We start from the raw sequence: 15,831 nt of genomic DNA, 5'->3' as shown, positions 1-15,831 counted from the left end.
AGGGCTAATGTGACAATTCCTTGAATAATTATTGCGCACTATAGGCAGCAATTATTATTGGCGATATTATAGCCGAACCCGCATTGAAAATAGACGGTCAAGATTCTTATTCATCGCTAAACCAGGACGCTATGTAGCCTCCGAACCCGGTGTTATCAATGACTTTGTAGCGCAAGCAATTATCATTTTCTTTGCTGTAGCATACATGTAAATGCTCAGTATCTTCATCCAGGCGAACAAATTTGGCATTGGAGTCCAACAACATACCCGGCCCAAATAAACCATCCCAATAGGTGCCTGTCGATACCATACTGGCGTATTCGTATGTGATGCGTTGCGGTTTGGGAAAGAGGATAACCAGCAATAACAACACCGCCGCACCTGCGAGCTTGAGGTGAACAGGGGTGATAAAAAAACCTTCGTTTTGAGAAGTCGCTTTGACTTTTTTCTTATCCATTTGAAAAATGCCTGATTGTTACTGTAGAACAGGTATTAAATTGAATGCTCGGGTATAGGATACAACAACTTTTGTGGCAATAGCGATGAGATTTTGTGAAGAAAGATACAGCGGGTAAAAAATGGGGCTAATCCGGGAGTCGGGACTCCCGGTGAGAATCATAATGATTATTTAATCAGTGCCGGAGCAGGCCGCGGATCAACATCGCTGTTGGCCATTAGCCAGGTAAATACGGCATAAGCAGTTTGATTTTGCTGAATATCGTCAGGGGCAATCTTATCCAGGGTATCGTTTGGGGTATGATGGTAATCAAAATAATGGGTGCCATCCTGGCGCAGTGATACGACAGGTACGCCTTTAGCGGGTAACATGGATATATCCGGGCCACCTGTGGCGGTGTTGGTCCCCTCAGCAATACCCAGTGGTGTCAGGTGTTTGAGCAGTTCTTTTACAAACGGGAGTGCATCAGGCGCAAAGCGAGTATCCAGTTGGTAAATTTTCCCTGCGCCAAAATCAGACTCAGCTGCAACGATAATTTGTCCCAATTCCGCTGCGTTGGCTTTGGCATATTCTTTGGCTCCTACCAAACCAAATTCTTCATTGGCATAAAGCACGACGCGAATAGTGCGCTCAGCGGCGCCTAAGGTTGACTTGATCAGGCTGGCTGCTGCCGTAACGATACCTACTCCTGCACCATCGTCCAGTGCCCCTGTGCCTTCATCCCAGGAATCTAAATGGGCAGCGATAAGCACAATTTCTTCTGGTTTGGCGCTGCCAGTTATTTCACCAATCACATTGTAAGAGGTTTGCCAGCCATGTTCTTTGGCTTGAACATTAAGATGCATTTTTACCGGCTGCTGTTTACTGAACATATATTCCAGCGTATCAGCGTCAGCATTGGACAGGGCGCCAGCCGGAATTTTCTCAACCTCTGGGTTGTATTGCATGGCACCTGTATGGGCAAAGCGGCTCTGCGCCGTTCCTACTGAGCGGATTATAACGGCTTGAGCTTCCAGCATGGCAGCCTCTATTGCGCCTCTGGAACGACCGATGACTACCGGACCGTAGCCGCGCCCGGCTCTGTCTCTTTCCATGCGCTTATTGATAAATACAATTTTGTCTTTTATTTCTTCTACTGAGCGAGTTTTGAGATCTTCAAGTGAATTCACCATGACAACCTCTGCCACTATGCCATTTTCTGGCGTGGCAACCGAGCCACCCAAGGCTGTAACTACCAGTTGGTGTTCAAAAGGGGCGAGTATGCTGGCATCGGCAAGACCGCGAGACCAGTTACGCACTCTTACTGGCTGCTTGTATACCTTGTCAAAACCCAAACTCTGAAGTTTTGCTTCCGCCCAAGCTACCGCTTTTTTGTCCCCCTCACTGCCAGCAATACGCGGCCCCACTTCGCGAGTCAACGAGGCAACAATTTCATAGGCTAATTGACTGTTTTGTGATGCGTTTTTTAATTGTGTGAGCTCTGAATCAGAGTCTGCGGCGACTACATAGGAGGTCAATAAAAGTGTTGAAAATATTAATTTTTTAATCATCTGAATGGCATTGTGAGTAGGTGCTTTATGATGACCGCATCATAACTGATCAGGTCCGGCTTGTCTTGCGGATGGAAGCCCAATTTTTGCTTGAGGGGTATCGCGTCAGGCGATTTATCGTGCCGTGGAAAAGGGGGGAATAACAGATACAAAAAAGGCGTCTTGCGACGCCTTTTATGTGAAACTTATGTGCTTATGCTAAAGCTTTGATCTGTGCATTCAGACGGCTCTTAGTACGAGCTGCTTGATTCTTGTGGATCAAACCTTTAGTAGCCATACGGTCAAGAATAGGTGCAGCAGCTACAAATGCTTCTTGAGCAGCGCTCTTTTCACCTGCTTCAATAGCAGCACGTACTCTTTTTACATAAGTACGCATCATAGAACGACGGCTTGCATTGTGCTGGCGGCTCTTTTCTGCCGTAAGCGCACGTTTCTTAGCAGACTTGATGTTAGCCAAGATAACACTCCCAAAACGATTCAACTGTAAATTCGAGGGTGCGAATTCTGCCGGGATTGGCATCGAATGTCAAAGTATTTATCAAAAATATCGTATAAAAATTGAGTTTCTTTTCCAGTTACCTGTTTGTGCCTCAGCTCCAAGGGCAAACAAGGCTGTGAAAAAGGTTTTCACTTTGCCATTGCAATTACCCGTCTTTCGGGTAACTTTTTCAATTTACAGCACCTGAGTTTGATCTATCGTGCCAGATAAGCTCGGCTGTAGAACGGCGCATAGGGTTGTTTTATTGTCGCAACACTAAGGCCTCTTGCAATAATGGCTCACACGCCAGCAAACTCAAACTAGTTTTATATGTAGAAGAAAATATTATGTCATCAACACCGAGCGCCTCCAGAACTGAGCGCATAAACTTTATCATTGCCGTTTGTGCCGTACTCATTTCAGCAGCTTCTTTTTACGCCACTTATATTCAAGCGGATGCGGCAGAAAAACAGGTTAGAGCCATGACATTGCCATTGCTTCAGTTTGACCATAGTAATTGGGATGAAGAAAAAGAAGAAAGCATACTTACTTTTTCGTTGCAAAATGGCGGTGCAGGTCCGGCTGTTTTACACGATGTTCGATTTGTCTATCAACAGCAGGTCTATGGCGACTTAAATACATGGATAGAAGCTTGTTGTTTAACGCAAGTGGAGCTGGTACGTACGCGTTGGGAAAGTTTAAAAAACGAAGATGCCGAAACAAAGTTATTGCCATTTGACCTGATTAGCAGTGACTTGAGTGATGTCGTCGTCACCGGGCAAATGAAGTATGATTTTTTGCTGTATGAACAAAATCAACTGAATAAACCTTTGTGGGATGCTTTAAACAAAGCCCGCCATGTTACTAAGTTGCAAACCTGTTATTGCTCCTTGCTGGAGGAGTGTTATACCGCGACGGGATTAACCAACGTAACCCCAGTAAACGCCTGTGAATAACGAATTATTCCGGCTTAATAAAATTTTTTTTAAGTTTTTGTCAACCATACTCAAAGTCGAACGTTATGACGGTAAAACAGGTGATAAAAGGTGTTTTGCAGGATGCGTCTTTTCAGTGTCGCAAGGTAAACATTTCCATTGAATCGTTCTCAAAACCCGGCGACTTCAATTTTGGATGAGCAGCAAACCAATGAGTTAACCGAATTTGCATCACTGGATGCGTTTTTGGCTCATATCGAAAAAAAGGCTTACCGCATGGCGTTGCTCGCGGTGGGGCAGCATGCGGATGCCATTGATATACTGCAAGACGCCATGATGAAACTTGTGAGTAATTATGCTGAGCGCCCCGGCAATGAATGGAAACCGTTGTTCTACCGAATATTGAACAATCGTATTATGGATTGGCATCGACAGCAAAAAGTGCGCAACATGCTGTTTTTCTGGCGTACTAAACATAGCGAAGACGAAGAGCTGCCATTGTGTGAGCAGGTAGCCGATGAGAAAAGTGAAGAACCCGCAAAGGCCTTGAATAGGGTGTTACAACAACAAGATATGATGCAAGTGCTGGAAGCCTTGCCCGTGAAGCAGCAACAGTGTTTTTTGCTGCGCAGTTGGGAAGGACTGTCGGTGGCCGAAACAGCCGACATAATGGGCTGCTCACAAGGGAGTGTAAAAACACATTTTTACAGAGCTGTACAGAAGCTAAAAGCTGTACTGGAGGAACAACATGACGTCACAATCTGAGCAAAATACACTCAACAGCAAAGTGAATACGATGCTGGATGAGGCTAATGCGAAATTAAGTGATGAGGTGTTATCGGATATAACCCAAGCTCGTTTAAACGCATTGCAAACGGCTTCCGCCAAGCGTGACCAAAAGAGCAGATTGCCTCTACTAATACAATGGTGGCAGCGAATACATCGGGAAGTGGTGGCACATCAATTTCGCTATGTCGCACCAGCAGCAGTTGCGGTAATCGTTGCTGTGCTAGTAAGCTATAACCAAAGTAATACTGTGCCAGTACTGCCGGAAGCGCTCTTAACTGGAGACGTGCCTGGGGAAGAGCTGGCCATGTTAGAGGATTTAGAGTTTGCGAGCTGGTTGGCAGAACAACAGCAAGAGGGTCATCTTTAGTATGTTGATGGCATTACTCGCTACCCCTTCTATGGCTGATAAAGACAAAACATCAGAGCTGCCTGATCTGGCATTTCTGGAGTTTCTGGCTGAAATGGAAGAAGTGGAAGGGGACATGTTGGCGCCTGTGGACTTATTGCCCGCTCCCGATATCACAACCGATGACAGTGTTGTGAGCCAGCAGCACTGGTTGAGGCTATGGCAGTTAGTTGACAACGAAGCGAATGGCGCAACATTACCATCCGTGTTGCCTGAGAAGGCCGTTGATGATGGGGAGGAAGAGCAATGAGTAAGTTCCTCATGCTGACCTTGCTGTTATTTAGTGCTTCCATAACGGCGGTTGAGTGGCAAGACTTGAGTAAAAAGCAACAGCAAGTGCTTAAGAATGCCGAGCAGCGCTGGGATTCAATGCCTCAAGAGCAGCGTCAGAAACTGGTTACTGGAGCTGATCGTTGGTTGAAGATGAACGACGGTCAAAGGCAGCAAATTAAATCTAAGTTTGAACGCTGGCAGTCACTTAAGCCTGAACAACAACAGCACTTGCGAGAGCAATTCAAGAAGTTCAGACAAATGTCACCAGAGCAACGGCAGCAAATCAGAGGCGCGTTTAACAAATTTCAAAAAATGCCTAAAGAACAACGAGCCAAACTAAGAGAGAAGTTTCAGCAAGCAAAAAAAAATCGCAATCGTCAAGGACATAAGGGAAAACCCCGACGTAAACCTTGAGCTTAGCAAAGTGATATCAACAGCAACTTGTTGAGGTTGCTCAAAAGGACATAAAAAAATGACATTCTCTGCAATCGTGGCTTTGATCGTTGCCATGAGCATATTGGCGTTAATTCCCGGCCCCGCAGTGTTTGCGGTAAGTGCTCAAGCCATGGCAAGAGGATTTAAGCCTGCGGCCATTATGACTCTGGGAATAGTGGCGGGAGACTATGTTTTTGTATGCCTTTCGTTAGCGGGGTTGTTAGCTGTTGCCCAACTTCTAGGGGATTTCTTTAGCGTTATAAAATACCTCGGTGCACTGTATTTGTTTTGGCTTGCCTGGTCACTGTTGCAAACGGCAAAACAAGGTACACTTTCATCTATACCCGGTACCGGAGCTTCATCAGGATTTTTTACCGGATTATTTATAACGCTGGGTAACCCCAAAGCCATTCTATTTTACGTAGGCTTTTTCCCAGCATTTTTGGACCTAAAGCAACTGACTTTTTGGGATATAGGTGTCATTTTACTGGTTACTGCTGTAACGGTTGGCGGCATCACTTTAGTTTATGCCTTTTGGGCCAGCAAATTAGGCCAGTCTTTTCTAAACAGCCCTTTACGGCAACGCTTTAATCAAGGAGCTGCGCTAGTGCTGGCAAGTACCGGGGCTGTTATACTTTGGCGAGAATGATTGCTATCTGCCTAAAAGAGTAGAAAATGAATTGGATTGAAATGGAAACCTGGCCTCGCAAGCGCCACTTCGACATGTTTCAACAAGTGGACATGCCACATTTTAGTATCACCGCGGACCTGGAGGTCACTCAAACACTGGCGTTCTGTAAACAGCGCAATATTTCAAGCTCATCTCTGATGCTTTACCTTATTAGTCGCACTGCCAACGAGATAGAGAACATGCGCTACCGAATACGCGCAGACAAAGTGTGTGTCCACTCTCGTGTCGATCCGGCATTTACAGTCTTGGCTGATGATGAACTTTATTATCACTGCCGGGTTCGCTATCAAAATGACTTGCTGGCTTTTTGTGAGGATGTGAAAGCGCAATCGGCATTGGCAAAGCAAGATAAAACTTTACACACAGAAAAACAGGATGATGTGATTTATTTGTCTTGCCTGCCTTGGGTGGCATTCACTGGTAATAGTCACGCTATGCATTTTTCACCCGTAGACTCGGTTCCTCGCTATTACTGGGGCAAATATCACGAAAGAGATGGCAAAATGATGATGCCATTTTCCGTTCAGGTACATCACGGTCTTGCCGATGGACTGCATGTGGGCCGACAATTTGATGCAATGCAGCGCTATTTGTCTGAGCCTGAATCCCTGCTGTAAATTGACAAGTGGCGGATATCTCTTACGCTTTATGCTATGGCGCTTGATATTGATTAAACGCGGCAGTGACAATATTTACGGATGCGATATTTACAAGAGCACAATGGTTAAAAAACTGGCGGGTATACCGCTCTCTTCTGCGGTTGCTTGTCTGTGTGTTTCTGATTGTCAGCTCGTGCTGTTTTTCCTCATTAGCGGTTGCTGCGCAACTACCCAATAATTCATCATTTCGGATTGATTTATCACAATCTGCGCAATTCACTTTTACCGATCTTAAAAGTACTTTAAAACAAGTAAACGGCGACCCGAACGCTAATTGGCAAGCTATGCGAGGCAAAGGGGCGTCATTCGGATACAAGCCGGGCAGGGCGCTATGGCTTAGATTTGATGTGACAGCTGAAAATGATTCTAGCGCCTTTCTGCTGTTTGATTACTCTATTTTGGACAATATTGCCGTTTATTCATTGAGCAGCCGAAATGAAAATGCGGAGGTACACTATTCCGGCGATCATTTACCTCCCGCTGAGCGCGAAGTGCAGCATCGCAAGTTAGTGGTACCTTTGGATTTGAGTCCGGGTGATAACTCGTTTTACGTGCGCATCCAAACTGGTTCCAGTTACACGGTTCCTTTGGTCTTAATTGATAAAGACAGTTTTTATCAATCTGAAGCAGTGAAAAATATGCTGCTATCGGGGCTTGCCGGTGGTGCGCTGTTTATGGTGTTGTTGAATCTGTTTGGCGGCTTGAGATTAAAACATTCAGGTTATTTGTATTACGCCGCGTTTGCGGCTTCATTTACCCTGTTTAACTTAACTTTAAATGGCTATTTTCGTTTTTATATCTTACCCATTTGGCCGAACATTAATGATCTACTTGGCGTCTTATTTGGACAGCTAGGAGGGTTAACCTATGCGTTATTTTTAAGCGTTTTCCTTCCCCTGAAAAAACGCTATCCGGTGGATTACAAAATTTGTCAGGCGCATGCAATTTTATGTGGATTTTTGGCTTGTTTGTCCTTACTGGGGTTGTACAACCAGATTCAGATCATAACCCACCTGGCAAATGCCATCTTTGCTTTATACTCAATGATTTTGGCAATTCGCACTTGGCGGGGAGGGGAACGAACTGCGATTTACCTGGTGTTGGGCTGGGTGTTTTTAATGGCAAGTGTTATTGCCAAGGCGATGGTGGCACTGGGGCTATTGCCCTACAGTGATATGTTATTTCACAGTTTTGATTTGGGGATCACCGTTAATTTTGCACTCATTGCCTTTGGATTGGCGTCGCGCATTGTGGATATTCAGGAGAGAGAAAAAGTCGCCAGGGAAGAGGCCGATAGTGCTAAAAATCTGGCGGTGTTAAACATGGAACACTATCGGGCTTTGTTCGAATATGCGCCTATTCCCATGTTTAAAGTGAACAAAATGGATCATTTTATTGAGGCCAATAAAGCTTTTCTGACCTTGTTTGGTTTTGCCTGTGAGCGGGACTTAGTGGAATTGAAAGTGGAGAGTAAATCAGTTTATTGCAGCAACAAAGATTATCTCAATCTGGTTGCGGATCTGCGGCATCACGGTGTCGCAGACGCGGAAACTCAAATTCGTACACTTGATGGCAAAGAGCGCTGGGTGAGGATTTCGGTGCGTGCGGTGGCTGATGATGATGAGATTATTTATGAGGGCGCCTGTATTGATGTCACGGCACAAGTTGAACAACAGGCTTTTGAAATAGCAGCGCATAAAAGAGAAGTAAATCAACTTGAAGCATTAGTCGCTGGAGTTGCCCATTATCTCAATACGCCGCTGGGAACCGCAAATACCGCGCAAACCCTGGTAACGGGGAAAACTGATGAAATGGAGCAACAGTTGTCTGAGCAGAAACTCACCGCGGCCAGGTTGCGTTCCTTTTTGGATGTAGTGCAGCAAAGTGGCAAAGTGATTAAAAGCAGCCTGGATAAATCCATAAATGTGGTAGAGCGTTTCAAAGAACTGAATCCGGAAGAGCAACAAGTAACATTTCAAAAAATTCGCAGTAACGAATTGCTCAAGGGCTTAAAAACCTCATTGCCAGCAGAATTGAAAGACGAGTTAAGTATTGTATTGGACGATACTTCAGAGCAGGTACATTCATTACCGGTACATCCTCTTTTAAAAGTACTTAAAAAACTGGCCGTAAACGCATGGCATCACGGAGAAGCGAATGAAGTTTACATCGCCTTGAATAAACAAATTGAAGGCTATGAATTGGTGGTGAAAGACAATGGTAAAGGCTTGTCTGATGAGGTGAATGTGCAGGACCTTTTTGCACCATTTTACGCCAAAACCCTGAGTCTACAGGAGGTCAGTGGGCTTGATCTGTTTGTAGTGAAAACCATAGTACAAAATCGTTTAAATGGCAGAGTGGAAATTGATGAGCTGGCTTTACCTGCATTGCATTTTCACATCTGGATACCCGCGTTAGACTGAGCCTCTCAATTGGAAACTTCCTGAAAATTTTCTTTCAGACTTTACAGCGCTGTTGCGACTCTCCATCATAACCAGCAATTGATTGGTAAATGGAACTGCTTCATGCACAACTTGTATTGTCGATTTCTCAATATCTTCCGCTTATTTTGCTTGTTAACCTTGAGTTTGGCCGCTGCCCCGCTTCTGGCTGATGAGAAAAACCAAACTTTGTCTGCTATGGCATCGTACTCGGATGTGAAAGTTGGATTTATTGATGTCTGGTATGAGCCAGAAAAGGATAAAACCTACTTCAGAGTACCCAAGCGGCTGGGGGATTTCATTTATCAAACCAGTTTGTCTCATGGTTTAGGCTCCAACGATATTGGATTGGACAGAGGACAATTAGGCGATACTCGGTTGGTTTCTTTTGTACGCTCGGGCAACAAACTCCTGATGCAACAAAAAAACACCCAATATCGTGCAACGTCGAATAATCCCGTTGAAATAAAAGCGATAGCGGACTCATTTGCCAACGCGATCCTTTGGCAATTTCCATTGCTCGATAGTGATGAAGAGTATTGGCTATTGGATGCTTCTGATTTTCTTCTACGCGATACTCACGAAGTCGTAGACAGGCTCAAAGGACGTAAACAAGGCAGTTTTAAGTTAGACTTGTCACGTTCAAGTGTCGATGCAAACAGTTACAAATCTTTTCCCCGCAATACCGAGCTTGAAGCACGCCTGACCTTCATTGGTAACTCCCCAGGAAAATATGTTCGACAGGTTGCCATTGACCCTAAAAATGTGTCCTTGCGCATCCGCCATAGTTTCGTAAAGTTGCCAGAGCCCGGATATGAACCGCTGCAATATCACCCCTTGAGTGGTTATTTTGATTACAGCTTTCAGGATTATGGCAAGCCGATAAACGAGTCGCTTACTCAGCAGTGGATACCGCGTCATCGACTTGCTAAAAAAACGCCGGAAGCTGAGGTGTCCTTGGCAGTGGAACCCATCGTTTATTACCTGGATGCAGGTGTACCTGAACCCGTTAGAAGTGCGCTTTTGGATGGTGCCCGTTGGTGGAATGAAGCGTTTGAGGCGATTGGTTACCAGGACGCATTTCGCGTCGAGGTTCTGCCACCGGATGCGGATCCGATGGATGTTCGTTACAACATCATTCAGTGGGTTCACAGAGCGACAAGGGGCTGGTCCTACGGTGCCAGCGTCGTGGATCCTCGCACTGGAGAAATTATAAAGGGCCATGTTTCATTAGGCTCGTTGAGGATTCGCCAGGACTACTTAATTGCACAAGCGATGTTATCCCCTTTTGCTGAGTCTAATCACGAGGATCAGGCACTACAACAACTGGCTATCAATCGCATTAAGCAGTTATCCGCCCATGAGGTGGGACATACTTTGGGACTGGCCCATAACTTTGCTGCCAGCGCTTATGACCGTGCTTCTGTCATGGATTATCCACATCCACTGTTTGAGTTGAATTCGGGAAAGATAAGTGTTGAGAATGCTTATACAGATAACATCGGTATCTGGGATAAAAGAGCTATCGCATATGCTTACTCGGATTTTACCGGGCAGGATGCAGAACAACAAAGAGCGGCAATGCTCCAGCACAATCAGGCAAATGGTTATTGGTTTATCTCGGATGCTGATTCCAGAGATATCAGTGATGCTCATCCCTATGCCAGCCTTTGGGACAATGGCGAAGATGCGGTTGCAGAATTAAACCGCGTTATGAAATTGCGCCATCAAGCGTTGCTCAACTTTGGTCAGGCAAGCTTGCATGCCGGGCGACCATTTTCAGATCTTGAAGAGATATTGATCCCACTTTATTACTTCCACCGCTACCAGGCCATTGCTGCCGGGAAGTTCATTGGCGGCGTAAATTACAACTATGCAGTAAAAGGTGAAGTGGAACTGAAACACGGAGCAGTATCCGCAAAACAGCAAAATACAGCAATAGAAGCATTGCTAAAAACCTTGTTACCCGAGTTTTTGAATTTACCTGAATCGGTAGCGCAATTGATTGCGCCCAAGGCTCACGGGCAATACCGAACCCGAGAAAGTAATCACGGTGAAATGGGGGGCGTATTTGACAGGTTCGCACTGGCCAATAAGTCAGTTCAACACACCCTAAATATTTTATTGGCCAACCAACGGTTAATGCGCTTGACGCAACAGGCCGCAGCAGACCAGAATCTGCCATCGGTTTCCCAACTGTTATTGAATATTCACAACAATCTGTTCAAAAAGCTCTACACAGGTATGTCCGCCGAAATTCAGGTGCAAACCTTATCGCTGATCAATAGTAATTATCTCAATAAGCTGCATGCGGCAGATACCCCCTTACCATTGAAAGCGAGTTATTACGAAGTCATCACTGCAATTCTGGAAAAGTTAAAGGCGATGCAAGGCCGCTCTGATATCAACAATGTCCTAAAGCGATTTGTTAATTTTGAGGTGTTTCGCCTACAGCAGAGTATTTCATCGGAAAGTTGGCAACCAGTCCCTTTACCACAGTTACCACCCGGCTCTCCAATATAATGAGTCTGTTGTAGGAGAATTAAGGATAGGATTTTTAACGATTGACAGTTGGCCTTTGGCTAACTATGGTTGGGATTATCAGAATATTTACAACAAAGTGTTACAGAGGAATTTAGCGTGACCATCGAAATTAATCTGGAATTATCAGACGCAGATTTAGCCCATTTTAAGCAACTAATGCAAAGTGCTATTGATAAAAATAGCGGCTTATCGGATCAGGAGATCCTGGAGAAAGCGCAGGCTGTTGTGAGTGAGATGGCGGATTCCAATCAACCCGAGTTTGTAAAGTCGCGGGTTAGCTCTCTGGCTGATTTGATTGCCGCAGTGCAAGATGAAGAGTGGCAAATGCCAGAAGATGAGAAGCAAGATATCATGACGTCTTTGATTTACTTTAGTGAGCCGCAAGATTTAGTACCAGACGACATCCCGGTATTGGGCTTTTTGGATGACGCCATCATGATAGAGTTGGTTATCCAGGATATGTCCTTGGATTTGCGCTCTTATCGTCAATTCTGCAGCTTCAGAAAAACAGAAGAAGCACGTCGAGGCGATGCCGCAAAAGTTGATCGCGAGTCGTGGTTATCAGGCACGCGTTCAGAAATTCGCGCTTCCATGCGTAAAGATCGCAAATCATCCGGTAAGCGCAGCTTTTTCAGACGCGTAATGTAATCTCTTTCAAAAATTAAAAGGCGAGCTAACCAGCCAAGCCGTTTACTTAACGTGGATCTAATTTCTGGCGCTGGGTAATAAAAGCACTATAATTGAAATACTTATTTCGGTTATGGTGCTTTTTTATTGAGAAAGAAATCTTGCCAGAAGGATTGGCCGCAGTTCCCAGAACCCCACCAAGACTTACAAATCAATTTCTGCAAATCTCCTACATGCCCTGCTTTTGGGCTGGCTCCTGAGTTGAATGTTGTTGTTGAAAATAATGAAATTCAACAGGTTACTGATGGTCTTAAGGAGGGTCAAGGAAGGAAATCTCACGTCATTTATAAGACATCAGGTACTGGTAAGGGCGAAGCATCACTAGTCTGTAAGCTATGTAGTGCAAGAAAAGCTGATGGTGAGCCAGTACAAGTCTCATTTATGATGAAGAGCAATCAAGCGGTTAATGAAGAGTACCAGCGCATTTCTGCGTATCTGGGAACTGATGAGCTAAAGTGTCGAAATAGAGAATGCCCAACCAATTTGAATGGTAAGCCCCTGAATCTGAAAAAGCGTGGGTTTACCAAAGCTGGTCATCAGCGCTACCAATGCTTAACTTGTGGCAAAAGCCTTACAGATAGCGATGGCTCCAGAACACACAGAAGAGCGGAGATAAACCTGAGGCTGTTCGACCTGTTAGTGTCCAAAGTACCACTTCGTAAAATTGCTAAGTTACTTCACATTTCACAGAAGACCATCTACGACAAAATCGACTTCATACATAGCCAGTGTATGAAGTTCGTTGCGGAGAGGGAGCAGAGGCTACTTGATGGAAAGCTCAAGCTACATCGGTTGTATCTTTCTACGGATAGACAAGTCCAAATTACCAATTGGGTTAAGCGCGAAGATAAACGAAATACAGAGTTGTACGGCATTGGCACAGCTTGTTTGAAAACAGGCTACGTGTTTGCATTTAACTTCAATTTTGATCACCACGAGCTTCAAGAAGACATAGAAGCCTATGCCAGATTCGTTAACGATAGCGCTCGCCCTAAGCATCACCGTGACACTGCAAGAGTATGGCTTGAGGAAGAGTTTGAAGAAGCAGCTAAGAGGGCAATGAAAGCACCTACTGTAGCTGCAATGGACTTAATTGATGCCGCTGCGCAGAAGGCGAAAATAGACGAAGCCTTTAACGAAAATCTTGCGTCAGAAGACTTTGATTCGTCCACTAGGCTTCCCGCAAAAGGCGTGTTAGTTCATAACGAATATACAATGCTAGGCCATTTCTTACACTTAAAGCATTTGTTTCGACATGTGGGTAAAACACGCTTCTATATGGATCAGGATGCAGGTATGAAAAATGCGTACTTAAGCATTTTCCACAATGAGATTAAGGCTGGCAATAGTGACGGTTTCCTAGTCCGCTCCGAAAAAGGCTTCACCGTTGACGATAAGCGCAGAGCACTGGCAGAAACTAATGCTCTCATCCGCAGGTTAACTGGCGTACCTCGCAAGCAACTTAGCAGCAGAGATTTTATCAGGGTTGTAACGGCGTTGGTTGGTGAGGCTCTGAATAACATGGTGAGAATTGGTAATTCACCTGAACTGTGGCTGCGTTACCCTATTGCGACTATGCCTGAGCCAGAGAAAGTAGTTGCCGCCATTACCGATATATCGACATACGAATTACAACACAAAGCGCACTTATACCGAAAGGCATCTCTACACGCCATTGATAGGTTTTTCATGGTAGCCAGACGAGATGTAAACTTGTTAGAAAGGCCGTTTCACTCGGCAACAAATCAATCCAGAGTTTGGAATGGTTATTCACCCTATGACCCTGCTATGCTCACCAAACTAGGCGATATCTACCGTGTGTATTACAACTACGTCAATATAAATGACAAACGAGAAACGCCAGCTATGAGACTGGGGTTAGCTAATGGCCCTGTAGCCACGGAGAAAATAGTTTACTATGGAAAGTATGAAAAATAGGACTAAAAAATAAAGACATGGATACAACAAGAACATGGACATTAGGTGACGCAAAAGAGCGTGCCAATGAAGCAAAATATACATTCTATATTCCTCCTGATAGCACATTATCTAGATTATCAAAAGGTAATTTCGTTAAGTTAATTTTCGACTGCGATGTTGAAAATGAAAATGGGTGGTCGGCAGAAAGGATGTGGGTTGAGATAACTCAACGTGACGGAGATCGCTTTAAAGGCAATCTTGATAATGACCCAAGCTATATTCCAGATTTAACAGCAGGCGACGAAGTAGAATTTTGCGTCAATCACATTATTCAGACCGACATAGAAGACGAAGAACCAAGCATCGTAGAAAAGTATTCCGCCAGATGTTTTGTAACAAGCACTGTTCTATATGACGGCCAGTCAGTTGAAGTTATGTATCGAGAGGAGCCAACTGAAGAACAAGATAACTACAGCGGTTGGACATTCATTAATGGTCACGAAACTGACGAGTACCTAGATAACGGTGACAATTGGCACTACGTTTCCCTTGGTGCGGTGTTAAATAGATGTGATAGGTTTGTCCATCTGTTAGATGCACCGTATGACACGCAATATACGTGGAATCAATCGACAAAAACCTACGAAGAAAGTTAAGTAAAGAGATATAAAAATAAAGCCCTCATTAGAGGGCTTTATAGATCCACGTTAAGTAAACGGCTTGCTAACCAGCTCGCCTTTTTTGTTTGTGTTGCTAAATGATGCGACTAAACTCGCCAAGGCTTATTTGGGTCTTTGGTTTCTCTTAATACTGCAATTTTTTGATTTTTACCACTGATAATCTGGATCTGACGTCTTGTTTCGGAGGCTAAAAGACCACCATCATTTTTGTGCCAGGCTTGCTGGTAGAAGTGCTTAATGTGAGCAATGGTATCCGGATTTCGGTTTAGCAATTCTTCTGCCAGTGCCTGCGCTTTTTCTTGAGGGTTTGCGTCAACATGGCTGACCAGCCCGATTTCTTTGGCGTATGGGGCATCTATTGCTTTTGCTGTCATCGCTAGCTCCATTGCGTGATCCGCAGACATCACTTCTCTGAGCGCCAGAGTTCCGCCCATATCGGGAATGAGCCCCCATTTGTTCTCCATAATTGCCAGGCTGGTTTCGGGGTGGGCGATTCGAAAATCACCACCTAATGCGATTTGTAATCCGCCACCCCAGCATCGTCCGTGCAGCACCATGATGACGGGCACATTGAGTTTGCGCCAATTTACGCTCACCCGCTGCGCCAGATTGGCACGCCATGGTAACCATTTCCACAATAGTTTCATGGCGTTATTAGGATTGGAAAGTACGCTCTGCACATCAATACCGCTGCAAAAATCAGCGCCATTACCACTGACAATAACCACTCTCACTGCTTTGTTGTTCTTCAGCTTTCGTGCGGTACTGTCTAGCTCTCTGAACATTTGCATATCGATGGCATTGAGCTTATCCGCGCGGTTCAATTGGACTCTGGCAATGCCATTTTCGATGTTACAAATAACCCTGTTGTTTGTTGCACTCATAA

Annotated in this window: 16 protein-coding genes; 12 read left to right on the top strand and 4 right to left on the bottom strand. The window is 44.8% G+C overall.

Features of this window, described 5'->3' with window-relative positions; translation table 11 throughout:
* Positions 1-106: 106 nt before the first annotated feature.
* The 3 genes from ACXAGP_RS16885 to rpsT form a co-directional block, all read right to left on the bottom strand.
* Entirely contained in the window at positions 107-457 is a 351-nt protein-coding gene (locus ACXAGP_RS16885; protein WP_475262728.1) for a hypothetical protein, read from the bottom strand.
* A gap of 167 nt (positions 458-624) precedes the next feature.
* A complete protein-coding gene (locus ACXAGP_RS16880) occupies positions 625-2,007 on the bottom strand; it encodes a M28 family peptidase (RefSeq protein ID WP_475262727.1) in 1,383 nt (460 codons plus the stop codon).
* 193 nt (positions 2,008-2,200) lie between these two features.
* Positions 2,201-2,464, bottom strand: coding sequence for a 30S ribosomal protein S20 (rpsT, locus tag ACXAGP_RS16875; protein ID WP_475262726.1), 264 nt, complete (start codon positions 2,462-2,464; stop codon positions 2,201-2,203).
* Between the two features lie 368 nt (positions 2,465-2,832).
* On the opposite strand from rpsT, the gene ACXAGP_RS16870 reads away from it, so the two are divergent.
* From ACXAGP_RS16870 to ACXAGP_RS16815, 12 genes are all read left to right on the top strand, one after another.
* Positions 2,833-3,441: a hypothetical protein gene (locus ACXAGP_RS16870; RefSeq protein WP_475262725.1), complete on the top strand. Its 609-nt coding sequence runs from the start codon at positions 2,833-2,835 to the stop codon at positions 3,439-3,441.
* 138 nt (positions 3,442-3,579) lie between these two features.
* Positions 3,580-4,185 (top strand): RNA polymerase sigma factor, encoded by a 606-nt coding sequence (locus tag ACXAGP_RS16865; RefSeq protein WP_475262724.1) that lies wholly within the window; start codon positions 3,580-3,582, stop codon positions 4,183-4,185.
* Positions 4,169-4,576 carry a hypothetical protein gene (locus ACXAGP_RS16860; protein WP_475262723.1) on the top strand — a complete coding sequence of 136 codons (408 nt, stop codon included), beginning with the start codon at positions 4,169-4,171 and terminating at the stop codon, positions 4,574-4,576. The genes ACXAGP_RS16865 and ACXAGP_RS16860 overlap by 17 nt, the downstream gene beginning before the upstream one ends.
* Before the next feature lies 1 nt (position 4,577).
* Positions 4,578-4,865: a hypothetical protein gene (locus ACXAGP_RS16855; protein ID WP_475262722.1), complete on the top strand. Its 288-nt coding sequence runs from the start codon at positions 4,578-4,580 to the stop codon at positions 4,863-4,865.
* Positions 4,862-5,302, top strand: a complete 441-nt coding sequence (locus tag ACXAGP_RS16850; RefSeq protein ID WP_475262721.1) for a DUF3106 domain-containing protein — start codon at positions 4,862-4,864, stop codon at positions 5,300-5,302. Before ACXAGP_RS16855 ends, ACXAGP_RS16850 begins: the two co-directional genes overlap by 4 nt.
* Positions 5,303-5,360: 58 nt before the next feature.
* Positions 5,361-5,972, top strand: coding sequence for a LysE family translocator (locus tag ACXAGP_RS16845; RefSeq protein WP_475262720.1), 612 nt, complete (start codon positions 5,361-5,363; stop codon positions 5,970-5,972).
* A 26-nt stretch (positions 5,973-5,998) separates the two neighbouring features.
* Positions 5,999-6,631: a CatA-like O-acetyltransferase gene (locus ACXAGP_RS16840; protein ID WP_475262719.1), complete on the top strand. Its 633-nt coding sequence runs from the start codon at positions 5,999-6,001 to the stop codon at positions 6,629-6,631.
* Between the two features lie 155 nt (positions 6,632-6,786).
* Positions 6,787-9,096, top strand: a complete 2,310-nt coding sequence (locus ACXAGP_RS16835; RefSeq protein WP_475262718.1) for a 7TM diverse intracellular signaling domain-containing protein — start codon at positions 6,787-6,789, stop codon at positions 9,094-9,096.
* Positions 9,097-9,198: 102 nt separating this feature from the next.
* The gene (locus ACXAGP_RS16830) at positions 9,199-11,637 is read left to right on the top strand and encodes a zinc-dependent metalloprotease (RefSeq protein ID WP_475262717.1); all 2,439 of its coding nucleotides are present in this window, start codon (positions 9,199-9,201) and stop codon (positions 11,635-11,637) included.
* 117 nt (positions 11,638-11,754) lie between these two features.
* Positions 11,755-12,306 (top strand): YkvA family protein, encoded by a 552-nt coding sequence (locus tag ACXAGP_RS16825; protein ID WP_475262716.1) that lies wholly within the window; start codon positions 11,755-11,757, stop codon positions 12,304-12,306.
* Between the two features lie 126 nt (positions 12,307-12,432).
* Complete coding sequence (locus ACXAGP_RS16820) at positions 12,433-14,283, top strand: transposase (protein ID WP_475262715.1); 1,851 nt, start codon at positions 12,433-12,435, stop codon at positions 14,281-14,283.
* A 17-nt stretch (positions 14,284-14,300) separates the two neighbouring features.
* The gene (locus ACXAGP_RS16815; protein WP_475262714.1) at positions 14,301-14,921 is read left to right on the top strand and encodes an immunity protein Imm33 domain-containing protein; all 621 of its coding nucleotides are present in this window, start codon (positions 14,301-14,303) and stop codon (positions 14,919-14,921) included.
* Positions 14,922-15,031: 110 nt separating this feature from the next.
* Here the strand turns inward: ACXAGP_RS16815 and ACXAGP_RS16810 are convergent, their stop codons facing one another.
* Positions 15,032-15,829, bottom strand: coding sequence for a crotonase/enoyl-CoA hydratase family protein (locus ACXAGP_RS16810; RefSeq protein ID WP_475262713.1), 798 nt, complete (start codon positions 15,827-15,829; stop codon positions 15,032-15,034).
* Positions 15,830-15,831: the final 2 nt, after the last annotated feature.

This window comes from Planctobacterium sp. AWM4_229, assembly GCF_056160305.1.
Note: the sequence above shows the minus strand (reverse complement) of the source record. Positions and strands in the feature narration are given on the sequence as shown.

Excerpts from the sequence above, each read along its gene's own strand:
- ACXAGP_RS16885 (WP_475262728.1), bottom strand. The coding sequence starts at position 457 with ATGGATAAGAAAAAAGTCAAAGCGACTTCTCAAAACGAAGGTTTTTTT.
- ACXAGP_RS16880 (WP_475262727.1), bottom strand. The coding sequence starts at position 2,007 with ATGATTAAAAAATTAATATTTTCAACACTTTTATTGACCTCCTATGTA.
- ACXAGP_RS16870 (WP_475262725.1), top strand. The coding sequence starts at position 2,833 with ATGTCATCAACACCGAGCGCCTCCAGAACTGAGCGCATAAACTTTATC.
- ACXAGP_RS16860 (WP_475262723.1), top strand. The coding sequence starts at position 4,169 with ATGACGTCACAATCTGAGCAAAATACACTCAACAGCAAAGTGAATACG.
- ACXAGP_RS16855 (WP_475262722.1), top strand. The coding sequence starts at position 4,578 with ATGTTGATGGCATTACTCGCTACCCCTTCTATGGCTGATAAAGACAAA.
- ACXAGP_RS16850 (WP_475262721.1), top strand. The coding sequence starts at position 4,862 with ATGAGTAAGTTCCTCATGCTGACCTTGCTGTTATTTAGTGCTTCCATA.
- ACXAGP_RS16845 (WP_475262720.1), top strand. The coding sequence starts at position 5,361 with ATGACATTCTCTGCAATCGTGGCTTTGATCGTTGCCATGAGCATATTG.
- ACXAGP_RS16840 (WP_475262719.1), top strand. The coding sequence starts at position 5,999 with ATGAATTGGATTGAAATGGAAACCTGGCCTCGCAAGCGCCACTTCGAC.
- ACXAGP_RS16830 (WP_475262717.1), top strand. The coding sequence starts at position 9,199 with ATGCACAACTTGTATTGTCGATTTCTCAATATCTTCCGCTTATTTTGC.
- ACXAGP_RS16815 (WP_475262714.1), top strand. The coding sequence starts at position 14,301 with ATGGATACAACAAGAACATGGACATTAGGTGACGCAAAAGAGCGTGCC.
- ACXAGP_RS16810 (WP_475262713.1), bottom strand. The coding sequence starts at position 15,829 with ATGAGTGCAACAAACAACAGGGTTATTTGTAACATCGAAAATGGCATT.